Here is a 16,757-nt window from a genome sequence, read left to right as displayed (position 1 = left end):
GAACTAGCATGCGCGCGCCCCGGCCCGGAATCTGGCCCCGAGAGGTTTGCGGAAGATGCTGAAATTCGGCAGGGGAACAACCACACCATGACATGGTCGCTATTAATGCCGCCGGCGCGGCAAACTTCAATCGCGGTGCGATTAATAGCGGCGAATCCGGGCTCGAACGAAATCGGCGGCGCCGCTCTGCTCACGTGCGCCGCAGCCCCGTAGAGATAAGCTTTTTATGGCCAAACGCAGTAAAGAAGATGCCCTGGAAACCCGCGAGCGAATCCTCGACGCGGCCATCACCGTATTCCACCAACACGGGGTCGCACGCCCATCCCTGAGTGAGATCGCGGAATTGGCCGGCGTCACCCGCGGCGCGGTCTATGGACACTTCCGCAACAAGGCCGACCTGTTCAACGCGCTGACGGAGCGGGTGCAGCTGCCGGGGGAAAAACTGTGCGAGTCCGCCGGCGAGGAACTGCTGCGCGATCCGCTCGGGGTACTGCGCACCCGCTGGCTGTGGTTGTTCCATGAAGTGGCCAGTAATCGCCAGTCACAGCTGATTCTGGAAATCATCTTCCACCGCTGCGAACTGGTAACCGAGAGCGGTGAGATTCGCCAGCGCCTGCTGGAGGGACACGCCGAAGGCATCGCGCGGATGCGCCAGCTGATCAGCAGCGCCATGGCCAATGGCCAGCTGCCGGCTGACCTGGAAATCGACGTGGTGGTGCCAATGCTGCACGGGGCCCTGATCGGGATTCTGGAAGACTGGCTGCTGAAGCCGCACGGCGACCTGGGCCAGCTCGGCCATCGCTATATCGATGCGCTGATCGATATGGTGCGATTCTCCCCCACCCTGCGTATCAGCGATAACGCCGTGTCGGCACACTAGCGGTTTTGCGTCAAAGCGGTGACGGGACTGCGCTGGCGCGCGGTGCTGCAGCAGCGCTTCTGGCTCCCGCCGACAATCCCTGCATCACCTCAGCCGAAACTGCGCAGCCATTTGCGCACCTTGTCGCGGCGCCACAGTAGCAACAAGGCGGCGACCGCCAGATAGATGGCCGGCTCGATCCAGCCACTCTTCACCGACCACCAGAAATGCCAGCATGCCAGCAGCGCGACCGGATAGATCAGGCCGTGCAATTTCTTCCAGCGCTTGCCCATGCGCCGCAACAGCGCCGGCAGCGAGGTCACCGCCAGCGCCAGCAGCGTCAGCCAGGCGGCGAAGCCCACAAGGATATAGGTGCGCTTGACCAGCTCCCCGCCAATCAGCGGCCAGTCAAAAGCCAGGTCGAGAGCCAGCCACGCACTGAAATGCAGGCTGGCCCAGGCAAAACACCACAGCCCCAGCGGGCGGCGCAGGCGGTTGAGCTGACCAAACCCGAGGGCCTGTGACAGCGGCGCTACCAGCAGGGTCAGTAGCAACAGGCGCATAGCGCCGGCACCCAGGTAGTGAATCAGCTCTTTGACCGGGTCGCCGCCGAGCAGGCCGGCATTGACCGCATAAAAGAGCCACAGCAAGGGCGCCAGCGCACCGATGTGCACGAACAGCTGCAATGTAATCGCCGCGGGCTTGCGCCACTGCGTCGGGCGCGGGGCCGCCTGCTGCGAGGACTGGGATGCGGACACTAGAAATACTTCCTCAAATTCATGTTCTTGTAGAGTGACGCCACCTGCTCACCGTAACCGTTGAACGGCAGGGTTGGCTGGCGCTTGGCCGAAAAGAGACCCCCGGGCCCGATAAAACGCTCGGTCGCCTGGGACCAGCGCGGGTGATCCACCGCCGGGTTCACATTGGCATAGAAGCCGTATTCATTGGCGGCCAACCGGTTCCAGGTGGTGGGCGGCATCTTCTCCACCAGGTGGATCTTGACGATCGACTTAATGCCCTTGAAGCCATATTTCCACGGCACCACGAGACGGATCGGGGCCCCGTTCTGGGGCGGCAGCGTCTTGCCGTACAGGCCCACTGACAGCAGCGTCAGCGGATGCATGGCCTCGTCAATGCGCAGCCCCTCGACATAGGGGTAGTGAATGCCGCCACCGACGTAGCGGTTCTTCTGCCCCGGCATCTGCTCCGGGTCGTAGAGTGTCTCGAAGGCCACATATTTGGCACGGCTGGTAGGCTGGAAGCGCTGCAGGAACTTGCCCAATTCGAACCCCACCCACGGAATCACCATGGACCAGGCCTCGACACAACGCATGCGGTAGATGCGCTCCTGCAGCTGGCTGTCCGCCATCAGTTTCCACACATCGACGGTGCCCGGCTTTTCCACCTCGCCACCCACCGTCAGTGTCCAGGGCTCCACTTTCAGCCCCTGGCTGTTCTCGGCCGGGTCTGTCTTGGCGGTGCCGAACTCGTAGAAGTTGTTGTGATTGGTGACCTTGTTCTCAGGTGTTAGCGTCAGGTCCGGGGCCGGCTGCTGGGCCCGGTAGTCGAGCGACTTGCGCACCGCCGGCGGCTGGTCGTCTTTGGAGAGCAGATCGAAAACGCCGGCGCGGGCGGAGCCGGCGGCGAGCAGGCCGCCGAGGCCCAGGCCCTTCATCAGGGTGCGGCGGTCCATCCGGTAGGTGCGCTCATCCGTCACATGGCGCTCGGCCAGATCTCCGGGTTTTGTGGTTTTTATCAGCATGTCCTTGTCCTCACGGGCCCATCGTGGCGCTCTGTCTCTGTGACCAGCGCGGCGGCAAAAAGTTGACCGACGCGGCGGGGCGCGCTTTTCGGGAGGCGCAACCTCGATACAAAGTGAAAAATAAAATTCATACAAATCAATGTCTTACAAAATATTCCTGCGAAAGACTTACAGGAGCCTCATGCAATTTCCAGGCTGCCCGGCATCGACGTATGACGCATGTTGCAACGCTCTTTCACTTATTGGTACATAATCTTTATTCGACGTCAAAGGCGAAAACACTGTCCCGCCGCCATCGCCCGAGACAAACCATCTGCCTCTAATTAGAGGCATTTCATGCCTTTTGGAGCTTTCAGCCTTTATACTTGTCCTAAGCTATAGTTCGCTGGTGCCCGCGAAAGCCCGGCGGCCTATGAAGTAGGACGTATAAAGAGACTCCCTATGCTTACCAATCGGATCGCCGGCCTCCTCTCCGGCTTCTTGTTCCTCGCCCTCACCGCCCTGCCCCAGGCCTCGCTGGCCGACATCGATAAACTCAGTCCGCTGGAGGATCAGGGTGAGACCGCGCGGGAAATTGTCGGCAAGCTGGAAATGCTGCACTACAACAAGCTCAAGCTGACCGACGAGATCTCGGCGGAGCTGTGGGACGAGTACATCAAGGCACTCGACCCCACCAAGAGCTATTTCCTCGCCTCCGACATCAACGAATTCCGCAAGTGGCGCACCCACCTTGACGACGAACTGCGTAACGGCCAGGTGCAACACGGTTTCGATATCTACAACCGCTACCGCCTGCGGGTCTCCGATCGCCTGGAGAACATCCTCGCCCAGCTCGACAAGGGGCTACCGAAGTTCGACTTCAACAAAGAGGAAACCCTGCAGCTCGACCGCGAGGACGCCCAGTGGCCCAAGTCCATCAGCGAGGCCGATGAGCTGTGGCGCAAGCGCCTCAAGTCCAGCGTGTTGAACCTGCGCCTGACCGGCAAGACCGACAAAGAGATCGGCGACCTGCTGAAGCGCCGCTATGAAGGCCAGCTGAAGCGGGTCAAGCAGCAGCACAGCGACGACGTGTTCGAGCTGTACATGAACTCGCTGACCAAACTCTACGACCCGCACAGCAACTATTTCTCGCCGCGCTCGCTGGAGAACTTCAACATGACCATGTCGCTGTCCCTCGAGGGCATTGGCGCGGTTCTGCAGATGGAAGACGAGTACACCAAGGTCGCGCGCCTGGTGGCCGGTGGCCCCGCCGACCGCAGTGGCAAGATCAAGCCCAACGACAAGATCGTCGCCGTGGGCCAGGACAAGACCGGCGATATGGTCGACGTAGTCGGCTGGCGCCTCGATGACGTGGTCGACCTGATCCGCGGTTCCGCCGGCACCTACGTGCGCCTCGAAACCATCCCCACCGGGGGTGACGGCAGTCACCGCACCGTGCTGATCAAGCGCAGCAAGGTGAAGCTGGAAGACCAGGCGGCCAAGAAAGCCATCTTCGAGTTCACCGATGGCGACAAGACTTACAAGGTCGGCGTGATCAACCTGCCCACCTTCTATATCGACTTCGAGGCCTACCGTCGCCGCGACCCGAACTACAAGAGCACCACCCGCGACGTGGCCAAGCTGCTGCACGAGCTGCAGGAAGCCAAGGTCGACGGTGTGATCCTCGACCTGCGCAACAACGGCGGCGGTTCACTGCAGGAAGCCACCATGCTCACCGACCTGTTTATCGACCAGGGCCCGGTGGTGCAGATCCGGCACGCCAACGAGCAGATCTCGCGGCACAACCGCTCGCGCTCGCGCGCCATGTACCGCGGCCCGCTGATGGTACTGATCAACCGCCTGTCCGCCTCGGCCTCGGAGATCTTCGCCGGCGCCATCCAGGACTACAACCGCGGCCTGATCGTCGGCAGCCAGTCTTTCGGTAAAGGCACGGTGCAGACCATGGCACCGCTGAAGGAAGGCCAGCTGAAGATCACCCAGTCCAAGTTCTACCGCGTGTCCGGTGACAGCACCCAGCACGCCGGTATTACGCCGGACATCAATATGCCGCAGATGATCGACCCGGAGAGCGTCGGCGAGAGCACTTACGACTCGGCCCTGCCCTGGGACCGTATCCACTCGGTGCCGCACGCGAAGTACTTCAACTTCAAGAAGCTGCTGCCGGACCTGATCGCCAGGCACAACAAACGCACCTCCGTGGACCCGGACTTTGTCTACCTGCGCGAGCAGTACCAGTTCGAACACGAGCGCGGCGATGAGAAGGTCATTTCCCTGAACGAGCACGAGCGCGAAGCCAAGCGCAAGCAGCTGAACGACGAACTGCTCACCATGGAAAACCGCCGCCGCACCGCCAAGGGCCTGAAGCCCTACGCGGACTTCAAAGCGCTGGAAGAGAGTGAGTCCGAGGACACGCCGCCCGTCGGCGGTCCGGTGGAAATCACCCTCAAAGACGACCCGATCCTGAACGAGGCCGGCAATATCATGGCCGACTTTATCGAGGACTCGGACAAAGAAGCCAAGAAGCCGCCGCAGGTGGCCAACTTCTGAAGTCCGGCCAGGATAGCGTGCGCACCGCAGAACAACGGTGCGCACCTTACCCGCTGGCAGTTGCGAGACATCATCTGGCCAAGCAGTAATGCCACCGAGCTCATTTCAAGACGCTCGGACCAGACGACAAAACTTATTAAGATCTGATTTTTAGGTTGGGATTGCCCGGCCTTTTTTATTTGGGGGACAAGATGAAAGTCGTTTCATTCAATGTGAACAGCATCCGCGCGCGCCTGCACCAGCTGGAAGCGCTGACGGAATCCCACGCGCCGGACATCATCGGCCTGCAGGAAACCAAGTGCACCGATGAGGACTTCCCGGTGGATGCGGTGCGTGACCTCGGCTACGAAGTCATCTACTTTGGCCAGAAAACCCACTACGGTGTCGCCCTGCTGGCCCGCTACCCGTTTGTCGACCGCGAATACGGCTTCCCCAACGAAGACGAAAATGCCCAGCGCCGCATGGTGATGGGCAAGTTCGATATCGGTGGCAGCGAGCCGCTGACGGTCATCAACGGCTACTTCCCGCAGGGCGAGAACCGCGAGCACCCGCTCAAATTTCCCGCCAAGCGCAAGTATTACGCCGACCTCGACAACTACCTGCAGACCGCCTGCAAAGCCGACGCGCCGGTGCTGGTGATCGGCGACATGAACATCTCCCCCACCGACCTGGATATCGGTATCGGCGAGCCCAACCGCAAGCGCTGGCTGCGCGACGGCAAGTGCAGCTTCCTGCCGGAAGAGCGCGAGTGGCTGGAGAAAATCCAGGGCTGGGGCCTGATCGATACCTTCCGCGCGCAGAACCCGGACACCGACGACGTGTTCAGCTGGTTCGACTACCGCAGCCGCGGTTTCGACCGCGAGCCCAAGCGCGGCCTGCGTATCGACCTGATCCTCGCCAGCCAGCCGCTGGCCGACAAATGCATCGCCACCGGTGTCGACTACGACATCCGCGGCATGGAACGCCCGTCCGACCACGCGCCGGTATGGGCGGAATTCAAGCTGTAAGCCGTGCGCGGACGCAAAGGGCCGGCGCTGCGCGGCAGCCTGGCCTTTCTCGGCGACGATTACGCCTTTAGCGCGGCGCAGATCGAACTACTGCGCGCCATCGAGGCTTGCGGCTCCATCTCCGCCGCCGCCCGGCGGGTCGGCATCAGCTACAAGACCGCCTGGGACCGGGTGGATGCGATGAACAACCTGTCCGACAAACCGCTGGTAGAGCGCACCGCCGGCGGTGCCCGCGGCGGCGGTACCCGGGTTACCGAACAGGGCCTCAGTATCGCCCGCGGTTTTGAAGCCCTGCAGGACGAACACCGGGAATTTGTCGAGCGCCTCGGTGCGCGCATGCAGTCCCTCGGCGACATTGCCGAATTCATCCGGAGTGGCAGCGTGAAAACCAGTGCGCGCAACCAGTTTCGCGGCGAAGTCATCGCCATCAACGAAGGCGCCGTCAACGCGGAGGTATCACTGCGTATCGGTGACGACCAGATGCTGACCGCCATCATCACCCGCGACAGCCTCGCCACCCTGAATCTCGACATCGGCGCGGCGGCGATTGCGCTGGTCAAAGCTTCCTGGGTACTGCTCAGCCCCGATACAGCATTGAAATCCAGCGCCCGCAACAAGCTGATCGGCAACGTGGCGCGGATTGCCCGCGGCGCGGTCAATAGCGACGTGACCCTGGATTTGGGCGCCGGCAAGAGCATCGCCGCGGTGATTACCAACGAGAGCCTGGACGCGCTGGAGTTAGCGGAGGGACAGTTGGCCTGCGCGCTATTCAAGGCTTCCAGTGTGATTTTGATGGCCGATTAGCAGTTGTAAGGTCGGTAAAAATCTCGTAACTCGATGCGAAGGTGCCGCTGCCGGGAGTCACTTGAGAAACATTTGCCGATGAGGCTGTTGAACAAGTGACTCCCGGCAGCGGCGCCGCCACCAAACTATCTGCGATGCGGGGTTCACCACAAACCGATCGACAGTGCGCACGGCGCCCCCTACTGCACGATCGCCGCGGACTTGATCTGCGCCCACAGTTTCTGGCCGGGCACCAGCTCCAGATGTTCCGCGGAGCGGCGCGTCAAGCGCGCCACCAGACTACTGGCGCCGGCACGCAGGCGCACCAGCACCATCGCGCTGTCGGCATCCGCCGCGATCTCCGCCACCTCCACCGGCAGCCGATTCAGGATACTGGTATCGCCGTGGGGCGTGAGCGCCAGGCTCAGGTCCCGCGCCAGTACCCGCACCCTCAGCGGCTCGCCCACCGGCTGGCCGCCATCGCGCAGCCACAGTTCACCGCCATCGAAACCGATGCGCGCCAGGTGCCAATGGCTGTCCCGCTCCAGCACCTGCCCGTCCAGCACCACGCCCGCGTCCTCACCCAGCGGCAGTGGCAGATCGATACGCGACAGCACCGACGCCACACTGCCCTGCGCCACCGCCCTGCCCGCCTCCATCACCAGCAGGTGGTCCGCCAGCCGCGCCACCTCATCCAGCGCGTGGCTGACATACAGAATCGGCAGATCGAATTCACTGCGCAGGCGCTCCAGGTACGGCAATATCTCGCGCTTGCGCGCGCTGTCCAGTGACGCCAGCGGCTCATCCATCAGCAGCAGTTGCGGGCCGATCAGCAGCGCCCGCGCAATGGCCACGCGCTGGCGCTCGCCGCCGGACAGCTGGTGCGGGTAGCGCGCCAGCAGATCGCCGATGCCCATCAGCTCCACTATGTGGGAGAAAGTCGCAGCGGCGCCATGGGCGAGAGTCGCAGCGGCGCCGCGATCGGCGCGCTTGAGCGCATAGTCGAGATTGCCGCGGGCCGACAGGTGCGGCAACAGACTCGCCTCCTGGAACACGTACCCCAGCGGCCGCCGGTGCGGAGGTAAGAAGGTGCGTTCGTCCTGCCAGGTCTCGCCGCGCACCCGCAGCAGTCCCTCGGCGCGCTGCAGCCCCGCGACGCAGCGCAGCAGGCTGGTCTTGCCGGAACCCGACTGGCCGAAAATCGCGGTAATGCCGCGCCCCGGCAGCGGTGCGTCGAGTTCGAGGGAGAAACCCTCGCCCGGATAGGCGAGGCGGAAGCGCAGCTGAATCGCGGTCTCGCTCATGGTGTCAGCCCCCCGCCATTCCAGCCGGCGCGGGACTGCCGCTGCCGGAACAGGTGCAGCCCCAGCAGCACCGCAAATGCGAACAGCACCATCGCCCCGGCCAGCCAGTGCGCGCGGCCGTATTCCAGCGCCTCCACATAATCGTAGATCTGTACCGACACCACGCGCGTCTCGCCGGGAATATTGCCGCCGATCATCAGAATCACCCCGAACTCGCCCACCGTATGGGCAAAACCGAGAATGGCCGCGGTGACAAAGCTCGGCCGCGCCAGCGGCAGCACTACGGTAAAGAAGCGATCCCAGGGGCCGGCGCGCAGCGTCGCCGCCACTTCCAGCGGGCGTTCGCCGAGGGCCTCCATCGCGTTCTGGATCGGCTGCACCACGAACGGCAGCGAGTAGAACAGCGACGCGACCACCAGCCCCCAGAAAGTAAATGGCAGCGTACCGAGCCCCAAGGTCTGGGTCAGCTGCCCGATGGGGCCGTGCGGCCCCATGGCCAGTAACAGGTAGAAACCCAGTACCGACGGTGGCAGCACAAGTGGCAGCGCCACCGCGGCCCCCACCACACCCTTCCAGCGCGAGTGGCTGCGCGCCAGCCACCAGGCGATCGGCGTACCGATCAGCAACAGCAGAATCGTCACGGTCAGCGCCAGACGCACAGTCAGGGCGATCGCGGTCCAGTCGTCGGCGGAAAAGCCCATTACCGGCCCGCCCGGTAGCCGTAGGATTCAATAATCGCCGCCGCATGCTTGCCGCGCACAAAGCGCAGCAGTGACCGCGCGGCGGCGCTGTCCGCCCCGGCGGGCAACAGCACCGCGTCCTGGCGGATGGGCTGGTACAGGGAGGCCGGCACTATCCACGCGGACCCCCGTTCGATGCGTCCCCCGTGCTGGATCTGCGACAGCGCCACGAAACCGAGATCCGCGTTGCCGCTGGCAACAAACTGGAAGGTCTGGGCAATATTCTCCCCCTGCACCCAGTGCGAGCGCGTGGCGGCCTGCAGGTGCAGGCTGCGCAATACCTCCAGCGCCGCGGTGCCGTATGGAGCGAGCCGGGGATTGGCCAGGGCCAGTTTGCCGAAGTCGCCACTTTGCAGCAGCGCAGCGCCATCGCGCACGCGGCCGGCTTGAGGCGACCACAGCGCAAGACTGCCCACGGCGTAGGTGAAGCGGCTGCCGGGCACCGCCAGGCCATCCGCGTCCAGCGTCCGCGGCTTGGCGCGGTCGGCCGAGAAAAATACCTGGAAAGGCGCACCATTGCGGATCTGCGCGTAGAACTTGCCCGACGAGCCGAACACCAGTTTCACCCGGTGGCCGGACTCACGCTCGAAGGCGGCGGCGATTTCTTTCATCGGCGCCGTGAAATTGGAAGCGACCGCCACGGTGACCTCGCCGGCCCGCGCCTGCAGCGCAACGGCAAACAGCACCAGCAACAAACTCCAGCGTCTTATCATCCCAGCCCCTATTCCTTTTGCTCTCTTCCTCTGGCACGGTCACCGTGGCGCCGGCCGCCTCGCCACAGGCGCTCACCGGGCCGGCAATTCGCTGTATAGCTTACTATACAGCGAAAGCCCACACCCCACATTCGAATTTCCATATATATGAGAAATCATATATCCTACCGCCATCGCTTCCACTGACAGAACGCCGCCATGAATCCGGTGCAATTTTACAAATGCCTCGCTGACGAGACCCGCCTGCGCAGCCTGCTGCTGATTGCCGCCGAAGGCGAACTGTGTGTGTGTGAATTGATGGAGGCACTGGATGAAAGCCAGCCCAAAATCTCCCGGCACCTGGCGCAGCTGCGCCAGTGTGGGCTGCTGTGCGACCGCCGCCAGGGCCAGTGGGTCTTCTACCAGCTGGACCCGGCCCTGCCGGCCTGGACGCGGACCGTGCTGGAGCAGACCCTCGCCGCCAGCCCGGCCTTTGTCGAAGAGAACCGCTGCCGCCTGCAACGCATGGCGGAAAGACCCGAGCGTTGCGGCGACCGCTGCTGAAAATTTTCCCTATCGTTTTAACCGGACCGGATACCGTCGATGAAACTGCTGTTTATCTGCACCCACAATCGCTGCCGCAGTATTTTGAGCGAGGCGATCACCAACCACCTCGCCGGCACGCGCATCCGCGCGTTCAGTGCCGGCAGCCAGCCCGCCGGTGCCGTGCACCCGCAGACGCTGCAGCACTTGCAGGCCCGCGCTATTCCCACCGACGGCCTGGCCAGCAAGTCCTGGGATACCCTGCAGGAGGTTAACCCCGATGCGGTCATTACGGTGTGCGACAGCGCCGCCGGCGAAACCTGCCCGCTGTGGCTGGGCCAGAGCGTGCGGGTGCACTGGGGCCTGCCGGATCCGTCGAAGCTCGAGGGCGCCGAAGCCGAGGCCGCGTTTGCTGCGGTGATGGACACCATCGCCGCGCGCACGCGCGCGCTGCTGGCCGCCAATGTCGACCAGCTGCGCGGCGCCGAACTGCAACAGGCGCTGGACAAGATTGCCGGGGAGGTTCAGTGATGGGATTTTTTGAACGCTACCTGTCGGTCTGGGTGGCACTGTGCATTGCCGCCGGCCTGCTGCTCGGCAGCCAGGCACCGGGCGCATTCCAGGCCATCGCCGCGCTGGAGATCGCGCATGTCAATCTGCCGGTGGCACTGTTCATCTGGGTGATGATCTACCCGATGATGGTCCAGGTGGACTTCAGCTCGATCCGCGATATCGGCAAGCGACCCAAAGGCCTCGCCCTGACGCTGGTGATCAACTGGCTGATCAAGCCGTTCACCATGGCCGCGCTCGGCTGGCTGTTTTTCCGCGTGCTCTTTGCCGGCCTGGTGGACCCACAGAACGCGTCCGAATATATCGCCGGCATGATCCTGCTCGGTGTGGCGCCGTGCACGGCAATGGTGTTTGTGTGGAGCCAGCTGACCCGTGGCGACGCCAACTATACCCTGGTGCAGGTATCGGCCAACGATATCATTATGGTGTTCGCCTTCGCCCCGATCGCCGCGTTCCTGCTCGGCGTCAGTGACGTGGCGGTGCCCTGGGATACACTGTTGCTGTCGGTAATGCTGTATGTGCTGGTGCCACTGCTGGCCGGATTGCTGACCCGCCATTTGCTCGACAACGGCAGCGACCACGCGCGGCTCGAGCGCTTTATCCGCAATGTGAAGCCGGTGTCTATCGCCGGCCTGCTCGCCACGGTGATCCTGCTGTTCGGCTTCCAGGCGCAGACCATCATGGCGCAGCCGCTGTCCATCGCCCTGATCGCGATACCGCTGCTGATCCAGACCTATGGCATTTTCGCCCTCGCCTATGCCGGCGCTCGCGCGTTGAAACTGCCACACAATATCGCTGCGCCGGCATGCATGATCGGCACCTCGAACTTTTTTGAACTGGCGGTGGCCGTGGCCATTTCCCTGTTTGGCCTCAACTCCGGCGCCGCGCTGGCCACGGTGGTGGGCGTACTGGTGGAGGTGCCGGTGATGCTGACCCTGGTCGCCTTCGCCAACCGCACCCGCCACTGGTTTCCGGAGGCGTCCGTATGAACCGCGACCTGCCCAATATCGACGAACACTGCCTGCATCCGATCGACAAGGAACAGCTGCAGGCCCCGATTGCCGACGGCAAACCCCGCATACTGCTGCTGTACGGCTCGCTGCGCGCGCGCTCCTTCAGCCGTCTGGCGACCGAGGAGGCACGGCGGCTGCTGGAAACCTTTGGTGCGGAGACCAAAACCTTCAATCCGTCGGGACTGCCGCTGCCCGACGACGCCGACGCGGATCACCCCAAGGTGCAGGAACTGCGTGACCTGGCACAGTGGTGCGACGGCATGGTGTGGTGCTCGCCGGAACGCCACGGCGCCATGACCGGCGTGATGAAGGCTCAGATCGACTGGATTCCGCTGTCACTGGGTGGTGTGCGCCCCACCCAGGGCAAAACGCTGGCGGTGATGCAGGTCTGCGGCGGCTCGCAGTCATTCAATGCGGTCAACCAGATGCGGATTCTGGGGCGCTGGATGCGCATGGTGACGATCCCGAACCAGTCTTCGGTGCCCAAGGCCTGGCTCGAATTCGGTGACGACGACCGGATGAAACCGTCTTCCTTCTACGACCGCATCGTCGATGTCATGGAGGAGCTGATGAAGTTCACGCTGCTGCTGAAAGGCAAGAGCGACTACCTGACCGATCGCTACTCGGAACGCAAGGAAAGCGAGGCGGAATTCCGCCAGCGCATCGACCAGCGCGCGCTGCAGAATCCCACCAAAGACACCAAGTAGCAGCCTGCGCTCAATTCCGCGCCTCGCCGCTGAGCGAGCGCTCGATCAGCCCCGCCAGGCGCACCCCCGCCTGGCGCAGGCGCTGCTCCACCACCGGCCGGTTGCGCCGGTAGTAATCTTCGCCCAGCACCGTCTTTCCGGTATAGGCATTGCGATAGGCGAGCGCGTGCGACTCCGCGGCCCAGTCCGCCGGTGTTGACGCCAGCCAGTCTGCGCGCTGCTGCGGCGTAATCTCGGCAAGCTGCGCCGCCGCGTACTCGCGCCAATCAAGAATAAATCCCGCCGGTATAGCGGTATCCCACACTGCGTGCAGGTTGGTGGCAAAGCCAAAGAAACTCACCGCAATATCGTTACCACCGCGATCGGTGGCGCGGCCGGTATGCAGTGGCTGGTGCAGGTCGCCGACAAAATGGGTGAGAAACAGCAGCGCCTCGGCGCGGGCACTCTCGGTGGCGGAGGGCTTGGCGAGCACCGCGCTGAAATGGTCGATCGCCTCGAGGATGCAGCCCGCCGGTGGGCAGTCGCGGGCGGCGCGGTAACCGTGCCATTGTTGCGGCAGGCTGACATAGTGCAGCGGCGCTGCCCAGTCGTAGTCCGGGTTGCTGCGGATGCGATCCGCCCAGGTGGCCGCCTCGGCGAGACTCGGTTCGCCGGCACTGTGCAGGAGTTCCGTTACGGTGTTGCGCGTGTCTTCATGCAGATAGCGCCAGGCAATCTCCCCCACCACCCGGTGCCCGTCGGCCCCCCAGGCAAAAACGTTCTGTGCCGCCAGTAACAGCAGCACCAGCCAAAGCTGGCGGCCGCGCATAACCTTTCCAAGCATACCCACTTTCTCCCTGTTTCTATTGCTCCCCAGCATACCCGGCCTTTGTGACAGAAAGCTTGCTGATCCCTCGCGTTCAAATTTTAGAGACAAAACTGCCATCTGCCGTTCACACCCCGGTCAATTACCCCTGCTAAAACGGTTGCCGGCGCGCGCCCTACCCGGGCCCGGTGCGCCATAACAATCGCACAATAAACAGGACACTCAGTTGGCCATTTTCAAAGACCAGGAGAATCACATGAAACGCTGCTTATTCCCGCGCGCCCTATTGTCCGCCGCGGTGATCACGGCGATGGGCACGACGCCCTTGGCAATTGCGCAGGAAACTTCCGCCACGTTGCGCGGTATCGTGACGGATGCCAGTGGCAGCCCGGTGGATCACGCCCATATTACGGTCGTCCACAGCCCGTCCAACAGTCGCAGCGAGAGCGACAGCAACGCTTCCGGACGCTTCAACCTGAAAGGCCTGCGCGTCGGCGGCCCCTACGTAGTCACCGTCAAGTCCGCCGGCGACGAGCGCGTGATCGACAATGTTTACCTGACGCTCGGCGACCCGCTCAACCTGCCGGTCAATCTGGGGGCCGGCGACATGGAAGAGGTCTCCGTGGTGGCCAGGCAGGTGGAGCGCGCCACTGCCATGGGCCCTTCGGCCACTTTCAACCTGGAGGACCTGCAGGGCGCACCGTCCACCAGCCGCGATATCAAGGGACTGCTGCGCGAAGACCCGCGCATCTATATCGACTCGGCCTACGCCGATTCCATTCAATGCGCCGGCGCCAACCCACGCTTTAACAGCCTGACCGTCGACGGCGTGCGCATGAATGACAACTTCGGCCTCAACAGCAATGGCTACCCCACTGAGCGCATGCCGTTTTCTTACGACGCGGTGCAGCAAGTGTCGGCGGAGCTGGCGCCATTCGATGTGCAGTACGGCGGATTCAGCGCCTGTAATATCAACGCCGTGACCAAGTCCGGCAGCAACGAATGGCACGGCTCCGTTTTTTACGACTACACCGACGACGGCATGGCCGGCGACTCGCTCGAAGGCGACCGCTTCGATATTGCCAGCTACGACGAAAAGCGCTACAGCACCACCCTCGGTGGGCCGCTCATCAAGGACAAACTGTTTTTCTTCGCCGCCTATGAAAAGCTCGAGGGCGTAGATACCTTCGACCGCGGCCCCGCCGGCTCCGGTGCCATCGCCGAAGTCCAGGGTGTATCGCAGCAACAGCTGAATGACATCGTGCGCATCGCCCGCGACCAGTACGACTACGATCCGGGCGGCCTGCCCACCAGCCTGCCGGTGGACGACGAGAAACTACTGGTAAAACTCGACTGGAATATCGCCGCGGGCCAGCGCGCCGCGCTGACCTACAACTACAACGACGGCTATCATATCGCCCAGTCAGACGGCGATCCGGACGAGCTGGAACTGTCCAACCACTACTACGAGCGCGGTGCCGAACTGACCTCCTATGTGGGCCAGCTGTTCTCCGACTGGAGTGACACCTTCTCCACCGAATTGAAGTTCGGCTATTCGGAACTCGACAACCGCCAGCTGTCCCTGGGCGGCACCGACTTCGGCGAAGTGCAGATCAACACCGCCTACGACCACGACGGCGACGGCAACGCCTCACGCGCCACGGTATACCTGGGTGCGGACGACTCCCGCCACGCCAACAAGCTCTACTACGAAACCTACAACCTGAAACTGGCCGGCCACCTGCAACTGGGAGAGCACCAGCTGACGGCGGGCTTTGAGCGCGACACTTTTGACGTGTTCAATATGTTCGTACAGGAAGCCGAGGGCGAATACCACTTCGACAGCGTCGAGGATTTCGCCAATGGCAGCGCCGCGAAAATCATCTACGAGAGCGCCGCCGGCAGCAACAACCCGCGCGACGCGGCCGCGAAATTCAGCTACGACACCAACACCGCCTACCTGCAGGACGAGTACACCTTCGCCGACCTCGACCTGACCCTCGTGGGCGGGCTGCGCTACGACTGGTACACCAGTGGCGACCAGCCGACCCTGAACCCGGAAATCGAATCCCTCTACGGCTTCTCCAACCAGCAGAACATGGACGGCCAGAACCTGCTGCAGCCGCGCCTAGGTTTCAACTGGAATGTCGACGACAACCTGGAAGTGCACGGCGGCGCCGGACTCTATTCCGGCGGCAACCCCAATGTATGGATCTCCAACAGCTACTCCAATAACGGGGTCACCCAGCTCGAAGTACAGGACACCAGCGGTGATTCGCTGTTCAACATGGACTGGACCGGGTCCGGGCGGCCGATCTACGACATTCCGCAGCCGATGTACGACGCTGTGGCCAATGCCGAGAGCGGTGCCGGCGGCGTCAACCTGCTGGATCCGGACTTCGAGATACCGTCGGTGTGGAAATTCGCCCTCGGCGGCAGCTACCAGTTTGACAGCGGCTACCTGGCGTCCGCCGACCTGCTCTACAGCAAGAAGCGCGACGCGGCGATCGTGCGCGATATCTCGCGCGTGCAGGTGGACACCGCCATCGACGGCCGGCCGATCTACGGCAGCGTCAACGGCCGCAGCCAGGACTTTATGCTGACCAATGTGCGCGGTGATTCCGGCAGCGCCACGGTGGTGTCGCTGGGGCTCAGCAAGTCGTTCGACTTCGGCCTCGATGCCGCACTCGGCTACGCCTATACCGACGCCGAAGACGTCAACCCGATGACCAGCTCGGTGGCCTATTCGAATTACACCAACCTGGCCACGGCCGATGCCGAGGATCCGGGCAGCGCCACCTCCAACTACGTGATACCGCACCGCTTCACCTTGAAGCTGCAGTACGGCAAGGAGTTCATTGCCGGCTACGAAACCCGCTTTACCCTGTTCGGCTCCGCCAACGAAGGCCGCCCCTACAGCTACACCTTCGACAACGGGTTTATGTACGGCGATTCTGCCGGCTGGGTTTCCCGCTACCTGCTGTACGTCCCCACCGGCGCCGACGATCCCAACGTGGTGTTTGCCGACGGCTTCGACACCGATGCCTTCTTCGCCTGGGCCAATGCCGAGGATCTGGATCGCGGTGGAATCGTCAAGCGCAACTCACTCAACAGCGACTGGTGGACCAAATTCGATTTCCGCATCGATCAGGAACTGCCCGGCTTCCGCCGCGACGACCGCGCCAGCGCCTACTTCGTGGTGAAGAATGTCGGCAACCTGCTGAACGACGACTGGGGTGTGCTCTACGAAACCGGCTTCCCGCGCTACCAGGCGGCCGTCAGTGCCGGCATGGACGATCAGGGCCGCTATGTGTTCGAGGAGTTCCTCGACCCGTCGGGCCAGTCGCGGGTATCGCGCCCGTCGTTCTGGGAAGCGCGCCTCGGGCTTCGCTACCAGTTCTAGCGGGCAAGGGCCTGTTTGGAAG

At 63.1% G+C, this 16,757-nt stretch carries 15 protein-coding genes; 9 read left to right on the top strand and 6 right to left on the bottom strand.

Annotation, left to right across the window (positions count from 1 at the left end; translation table 11 throughout):
• The first annotated feature begins 226 nt into the window (after positions 1 to 226).
• Positions 227 to 880 carry a TetR family transcriptional regulator gene (locus ABDK11_RS09300; RefSeq protein WP_346840013.1) on the top strand — a complete coding sequence of 218 codons (654 nt, stop codon included), beginning with the start codon at positions 227 to 229 and terminating at the stop codon, positions 878 to 880.
• Positions 881 to 969: 89 nt separating this feature from the next.
• On the opposite strand, the gene msrQ is transcribed toward ABDK11_RS09300, so the two are convergent.
• Positions 970 to 1,617 (bottom strand): protein-methionine-sulfoxide reductase heme-binding subunit MsrQ, encoded by a 648-nt coding sequence (msrQ, locus tag ABDK11_RS09295; RefSeq protein ID WP_346840012.1) that lies wholly within the window; start codon positions 1,615 to 1,617, stop codon positions 970 to 972.
• The gene (gene msrP, locus ABDK11_RS09290; protein WP_346840011.1) at positions 1,617 to 2,621 is read right to left on the bottom strand and encodes a protein-methionine-sulfoxide reductase catalytic subunit MsrP; all 1,005 of its coding nucleotides are present in this window, start codon (positions 2,619 to 2,621) and stop codon (positions 1,617 to 1,619) included. The genes msrQ and msrP overlap by 1 nt, the downstream gene beginning before the upstream one ends.
• Before the next feature lie 441 nt (positions 2,622 to 3,062).
• Here msrP and ABDK11_RS09285 point away from each other — a divergent pair, with 441 nt between their 5' ends.
• From ABDK11_RS09285 to ABDK11_RS09275, 3 genes are all read left to right on the top strand, one after another.
• The gene (locus tag ABDK11_RS09285; RefSeq protein WP_346840010.1) at positions 3,063 to 5,168 is read left to right on the top strand and encodes a carboxy terminal-processing peptidase; all 2,106 of its coding nucleotides are present in this window, start codon (positions 3,063 to 3,065) and stop codon (positions 5,166 to 5,168) included.
• Between the two features lie 191 nt (positions 5,169 to 5,359).
• Positions 5,360 to 6,175 (top strand): exodeoxyribonuclease III, encoded by an 816-nt coding sequence (xthA, locus tag ABDK11_RS09280; protein ID WP_346840009.1) that lies wholly within the window; start codon positions 5,360 to 5,362, stop codon positions 6,173 to 6,175.
• A 3-nt stretch (positions 6,176 to 6,178) separates the two neighbouring features.
• A complete protein-coding gene (locus ABDK11_RS09275) occupies positions 6,179 to 6,979 on the top strand; it encodes a TOBE domain-containing protein (RefSeq protein WP_346840008.1) in 801 nt (266 codons plus the stop codon).
• 179 nt (positions 6,980 to 7,158) lie between these two features.
• Here the strand turns inward: ABDK11_RS09275 and modC are convergent, their stop codons facing one another.
• From modC to modA, 3 genes are read right to left on the bottom strand one after another with little or no spacing between them, the layout of a single operon-like run.
• Positions 7,159 to 8,262 (bottom strand): molybdenum ABC transporter ATP-binding protein, encoded by a 1,104-nt coding sequence (gene modC, locus ABDK11_RS09270; RefSeq protein WP_346840007.1) that lies wholly within the window; start codon positions 8,260 to 8,262, stop codon positions 7,159 to 7,161.
• The gene (modB, locus tag ABDK11_RS09265; RefSeq protein WP_346840006.1) at positions 8,259 to 8,963 is read right to left on the bottom strand and encodes a molybdate ABC transporter permease subunit; all 705 of its coding nucleotides are present in this window, start codon (positions 8,961 to 8,963) and stop codon (positions 8,259 to 8,261) included. Before modB ends, modC begins: the two co-directional genes overlap by 4 nt.
• Positions 8,963 to 9,715 (bottom strand): molybdate ABC transporter substrate-binding protein, encoded by a 753-nt coding sequence (modA, locus tag ABDK11_RS09260; protein ID WP_346840005.1) that lies wholly within the window; start codon positions 9,713 to 9,715, stop codon positions 8,963 to 8,965. Before modA ends, modB begins: the two co-directional genes overlap by 1 nt.
• A 198-nt stretch (positions 9,716 to 9,913) precedes the next feature.
• Between modA and ABDK11_RS09255 the strand changes: the two genes are divergently transcribed.
• Genes ABDK11_RS09255 through arsH form a run of 4 tightly spaced genes read left to right on the top strand, consistent with a single transcriptional unit; the run spans position 9,914 to position 12,527 of the window.
• Complete coding sequence (locus ABDK11_RS09255) at positions 9,914 to 10,258, top strand: metalloregulator ArsR/SmtB family transcription factor (RefSeq protein WP_346840004.1); 345 nt, start codon at positions 9,914 to 9,916, stop codon at positions 10,256 to 10,258.
• 39 nt (positions 10,259 to 10,297) lie between these two features.
• On the top strand, positions 10,298 to 10,768 hold the full coding sequence (locus tag ABDK11_RS09250) for an arsenate reductase ArsC (RefSeq protein ID WP_346840003.1): 471 nt from the start codon (positions 10,298 to 10,300) through the stop codon (positions 10,766 to 10,768).
• Positions 10,768 to 11,796, top strand: coding sequence for an ACR3 family arsenite efflux transporter (arsB, locus tag ABDK11_RS09245; RefSeq protein ID WP_346840002.1), 1,029 nt, complete (start codon positions 10,768 to 10,770; stop codon positions 11,794 to 11,796). Before ABDK11_RS09250 ends, arsB begins: the two co-directional genes overlap by 1 nt.
• Positions 11,793 to 12,527: an arsenical resistance protein ArsH gene (gene arsH, locus ABDK11_RS09240; RefSeq protein WP_346840001.1), complete on the top strand. Its 735-nt coding sequence runs from the start codon at positions 11,793 to 11,795 to the stop codon at positions 12,525 to 12,527. Before arsB ends, arsH begins: the two co-directional genes overlap by 4 nt.
• A gap of 10 nt (positions 12,528 to 12,537) precedes the next feature.
• Here arsH and ABDK11_RS09235 read toward each other — a convergent pair whose 3' ends face one another.
• Positions 12,538 to 13,350, bottom strand: a complete 813-nt coding sequence (locus tag ABDK11_RS09235; RefSeq protein ID WP_346840000.1) for a S1/P1 nuclease — start codon at positions 13,348 to 13,350, stop codon at positions 12,538 to 12,540.
• Positions 13,351 to 13,588: 238 nt separating this feature from the next.
• Here ABDK11_RS09235 and ABDK11_RS09230 point away from each other — a divergent pair, with 238 nt between their 5' ends.
• Positions 13,589 to 16,735, top strand: coding sequence for a TonB-dependent receptor (locus tag ABDK11_RS09230; RefSeq protein ID WP_346839999.1), 3,147 nt, complete (start codon positions 13,589 to 13,591; stop codon positions 16,733 to 16,735).
• Positions 16,736 to 16,757: the final 22 nt, after the last annotated feature.

It is taken from the genome of Microbulbifer sp. SAOS-129_SWC, assembly GCF_039696035.1.
Lineage (GTDB): Bacteria > Pseudomonadota > Gammaproteobacteria > Pseudomonadales > Cellvibrionaceae > Microbulbifer.
The sequence above is the reverse complement of the archived record's forward strand: the minus strand, read 5'-3'. Positions and strand labels throughout refer to the sequence as shown.